Consider the following 3968-nt stretch of genomic DNA (forward strand, 5'->3'; position numbering starts at 1 on the left):
GACGAGGGCGACTCGGTGCCCCATTTTGGCGAGGGTCATCCCTAGATTGGCAGTGACGGTGGTTTTACCCACGCCGCCTTTACCGGAAGTAACTACAATAATACGAGTCATGAATTATAAATTGGGAACTGTAAATTATGAATAATAAAAGTCTGATTTAATGGTGATGCTCGTCTAAATTTTGGTTGCTAAGGTTGGGGTCTAATTTCCGCTCTGCGGTGGCAAGTAGCTAAGTCAGCCTAGACTTACCACCGATCTTTGTCCGCGATCGGTTACTCAGTTCGCTGGGAGCCTGGTAGCGCGAGTTCGCGCAAATAGGGTGTGGTTTTGGCATCGATCGCGCGGGCGATCCGAATACCTTGCGGGGTGACGTAGGCAATTTCTGGCTCGAACTGTGGGGGCGGAGTTTCGGGGGCGCGAGCGACGCGATCGGCAATTCTGAGCTGAGTTGGTTCCATCTGCAATGCCATAATCAGACATTGGGGATTGTTGGGATAACCAGCATGGGCGATACCTCTTAGTCTACCCCACACAATAATATCCCCCGCCGCAAAAATTTCGCCGCCGGGATTGACATCACCCACGATCACTACCGTTCCTTCATGCCGAATGTCCATTCCCGATCGGACGGTCATCTGCAAGTACAGGGGATCGACAATCTGTGGGGGTGCCCCTTCTGCTGGGACTAATAATGGCGCGATCGCGGACTGCTGAGTCACTGAATAGCCAGCAGTAGCAGCCGCTACCGCCGTTTGGCGACGACTAGTCGCCACGAGCTGAAGTTTTAGCGAGACATCAGCTAGTGCGTCAGCAATTCCTTGTAATTGTCGGGCATCTAGCAAGCGATCGTGAGCTATTAAATGGACTCCCGTTAATGGCTGCCAAAATCTTTTGCCAGCTTGCAACCGTTGTTGCAGTTGTTCCCACAATTCATTCCAGCCCGCCGAAGCAGGTGTTTCAGATTCTGTAGGCAGGATCAACTTCACCACTCCATCTTCGTTCTTGAGCCGGATTTGTAGTTTGGGCTGCTCCGATGGCGTCGGTGGTGTCGGTTCTGGTTTTTCTTGAGCACTTAGCATGGACAAGGTAGATGAAAAATCAGCATTCATAGCCTACAGAGTGGTGGTGATCGCAAATGGCTTTTACATCTTACACTTCAAACGGATGTTCTGAGGGGATTATTCAACATGGATTTAAAGAAGGCATACTTGGTAGTAATATTTAGTAGCCAGATTAAAGATCTTTAGGGAAAACTCGATCGCTTATGCCTAAATTAGTAATCGTAACTTTTGCTACCATTATGTTTGTGTCTGGAGTTGGCGGCACGAGATCCATCGCAGCAACGCAGATCCGAACGCGCGAAATCACTAGCTGGTCGAGCTACCAACACAGCCCGAATCTTCAGCAACAGCAATGGTTACTGGCGATCAAAAAATGTACGCTCAAGCGATATCGACGCCCACGTTTTCAAAGTTAACAATCGCGCTCGACTAAATATCCGATCGAGTTGTCATGGCGATCGTCAGATTACCCAAGGCGTATTATCATGGGTTGTTAGTCAAATCGTCTAGAAAGTCATCAATACTAATGAGTTTAATTCGGATTTGGGCAGTAGCTAGCAATGTGTTTCGCGAAGTGATGCGCGAACGGATATTTTTGACGATCGGGTTTTATGCGGTACTAATGTCGATCGCTTGGCGGCTATTGCCAGAGATATCTGGCCCAGCGCAGGAGAAAATCCTGACTGATTTCGGGGCGGCTAGTACCAATTTGCTGGGGGTCGCGATCGCGATTTTTGTCGGGACAAACCTGATTAATAAAGAGATTGAAAAGCGGACGGTATTTACGATCGTCACTAAACCGATCGGCAGTATGGAATTTATTTTCGGCAAACATCTGGGTTTGGCTGCGGTCTTGGCCACTCTAGTCGCTGGGATGAGCGCGATCTACCTCACCATCCTCAGTCTGGCACACATCAATTATCAATTAGGGCCGCTGTTATTGACAGCCTTATTCCTATTTATCGAATTGTGTCTGATTGCTGCTGCTGCCTTACTATTTGGGGTCTTTACTAGTTCGATCTTGGCGATCTTACTGACGTCTTCCTTCTATTTAGTCGGGCATTTGAGTGAGGGGATGGTCAAGCTAGCTGGCGTAACCAAAAATCCTGGTTTTCAGCAAATGACCGATAACTTGTACTTAGTGTTACCCGATCTCTCCCGACTCGATCTCAAAAATGATGCCGTTTATGGCATATTACCTCAACCAACTGCCCTATTAATCAATGCTGGTTATGCGGTACTCTATACTGTCGTCTTGTTACTACTGACAACGGTAATTTTCTCGCGCAAACAGTTTTAGTAGCAATGTTTGCACCGATATAGCGATCGAGGATTCTTGAGCAGCAAGAGAATTAAATGTACGGGTTACGATCGATCGTCCATTCTATGCAGATACCTTCGCTGTCATTAGCTGCTTGACGTGCTTCGGCAATGGCTGTTTGGCATTCTTCCCAGTTAGGGTCGTCTTGCTATTTTCCCGCGATCTCGGTGATTCCTTCCCGTCCGATCTCCAGTCGGAGTTAGATGCTTTAATTGAGGCGGAATTGGATGCTACCGCAGCGAGATTTCAAGCAATTCTCGCTCAGAACTAGCCCAAACTATCCAACACCTTCACGATAGCTAATTAACGGCATTTGACCGATCGAATAATCTGGCTTGAGCAATAACCGATCGTGTAGAACTACAGTTTCACCAACTGCCTGCAACAGAAAACGATCGTCCATCCGCACGATCTCCCCTTGATAGCTGCCACTCCACGCAGAAGCCGCCAATATTTGTAGTCCTTCAGCATTAGCCCATTGCTGCCAGGTTGCTCTGGATATCTTTCTCGCACCAACAGCATCGATTGCTGCTTCTACCCAGTTGGGACAAGCGGCAACAGTTCGCTGCACGGTTCCTTGCCATGCCTGAGCGCATTCGATCGGTAATTCTGTGTTATCGACTAATGTTACTCGATCGGCGATTTCAATTGCTAGTGGCAACAGAGACAGGCTCCGGTAGTAACGCTCGACTACTTTGTTTGGCGGCACATCATGACCGCCAGCATTAACGCGGTCGGCGACACGCAAAATGTTATAACGGGGGTCGATGGTGGACACATAATAAACCTCCACCATGTATCCTACCGCCTTTGCCTGTTGCAGTTGAATTAGCTTCGATGGATGACTCATGACTGTCTCAAAGGCGAATGATTGCCTCGTAGTCACCCAATCTAACCGTTGTTGCTCGACCATTCTTGCAGCTTGATAGGATTGTGCCATTGCATCACCCGACAGTGTTTTGGCGATTTCATCTGCATTGGCATAGTTGGTCGGAAAATTTGGCAGGGCTTGAAAATTTGCAGTAACGGTTGATTTACCAGACCCATTTGGCCCCGCAAACATAACTATTTTGGGTGATGGCATTTTTTATGTGACGAACGGGTTGCCTTAGCGATTGCCACCGCGATTAAATCTGAATATATTCAATTCGCCCATTGGGATGCTGTCGATAGGGGTTCCCGTTATTCCAAATGGTGATGGGCAGTCCCATCGCTTCCTTTTGCGCTAGTGCTTTGGAAACTGCCGCTTGGGAGATCTCATTAACTTCGCCATCGCGCAATTCCATGAAGTTATGCCGCTCGAATTGTGCTGGTTCTGGCGACTGTACTTTTAATCCATCATTTATAGCAGTCATAGCTTTTACTCCATTCTTATTTCGATCGTACACCAACTAAGACGTAATTACCTGAAGGCTGGATGCTAGAGGCGATCTCTAGGACTATTACACGAGCTATCTACAAATCTTGTACCCTCTGTCGATCTAATCGGCGAATTCTTCGAGATCGGCTAATTTCATGATTTTCAGATCTCGATTCAATTGGGGAACGCTATAGATAAGACGAGCGCGTGAGATTGACTAAATTCA

Annotated in this window: 6 protein-coding genes; 2 read left to right on the plus strand and 4 right to left on the minus strand. The window is 47.6% G+C overall.

What is annotated here, in order from left to right; translation table 11 throughout:
• Together RMO27_RS20840 and minC are read right to left on the minus strand one after the other, a co-directional pair.
• The coding region (locus RMO27_RS20840; protein WP_309736194.1) for a P-loop NTPase at nt 1-111 on the minus strand (111 nt) is incomplete at its 3' end.
• Nucleotides 112-272: 161 nt separating this feature from the next.
• Nucleotides 273-1079, minus strand: a complete 807-nt coding sequence (minC, locus tag RMO27_RS20845) for a septum site-determining protein MinC (protein ID WP_309736185.1) — start codon at nt 1077-1079, stop codon at nt 273-275.
• Nucleotides 1080-1587: 508 nt separating this feature from the next.
• Between minC and RMO27_RS20850 the strand changes: the two genes are divergently transcribed.
• Complete coding sequence (locus RMO27_RS20850) at nt 1588-2361, plus strand: ABC transporter permease (RefSeq protein WP_309736186.1); 774 nt, start codon at nt 1588-1590, stop codon at nt 2359-2361.
• 139 nt (nt 2362-2500) lie between these two features.
• Nucleotides 2501-2653, plus strand: a complete 153-nt coding sequence (locus RMO27_RS20855; protein ID WP_309736189.1) for a hypothetical protein — start codon at nt 2501-2503, stop codon at nt 2651-2653.
• A 6-nt stretch (nt 2654-2659) separates the two neighbouring features.
• Here the strand turns inward: RMO27_RS20855 and RMO27_RS20860 are convergent, their stop codons facing one another.
• Both RMO27_RS20860 and RMO27_RS20865 read right to left on the minus strand, forming a co-directional pair.
• The gene (locus RMO27_RS20860) at nt 2660-3466 is read right to left on the minus strand and encodes a zeta toxin family protein (RefSeq protein WP_309736191.1); all 807 of its coding nucleotides are present in this window, start codon (nt 3464-3466) and stop codon (nt 2660-2662) included.
• A gap of 43 nt (nt 3467-3509) precedes the next feature.
• Nucleotides 3510-3737 (minus strand): hypothetical protein, encoded by a 228-nt coding sequence (locus RMO27_RS20865; protein WP_309736192.1) that lies wholly within the window; start codon nt 3735-3737, stop codon nt 3510-3512.
• Between the last annotated feature and the right edge of the window lie 231 nt (nt 3738-3968).

Source organism: Chamaesiphon sp. OTE_75_metabat_556, assembly GCF_031378165.1.
In the GTDB taxonomy this organism is placed as follows: Bacteria; Cyanobacteriota; Cyanobacteriia; order Cyanobacteriales; family Chamaesiphonaceae; genus Chamaesiphon.

Excerpts from the sequence above, each read along its gene's own strand:
- minC (WP_309736185.1), bottom strand. The coding sequence starts at position 1,079 with ATGCTAAGTGCTCAAGAAAAACCAGAACCGACACCACCGACGCCATCG.
- RMO27_RS20850 (WP_309736186.1), top strand. The coding sequence starts at position 1,588 with ATGAGTTTAATTCGGATTTGGGCAGTAGCTAGCAATGTGTTTCGCGAA.
- RMO27_RS20860 (WP_309736191.1), bottom strand. The coding sequence starts at position 3,466 with ATGCCATCACCCAAAATAGTTATGTTTGCGGGGCCAAATGGGTCTGGT.
- RMO27_RS20865 (WP_309736192.1), bottom strand. The coding sequence starts at position 3,737 with ATGACTGCTATAAATGATGGATTAAAAGTACAGTCGCCAGAACCAGCA.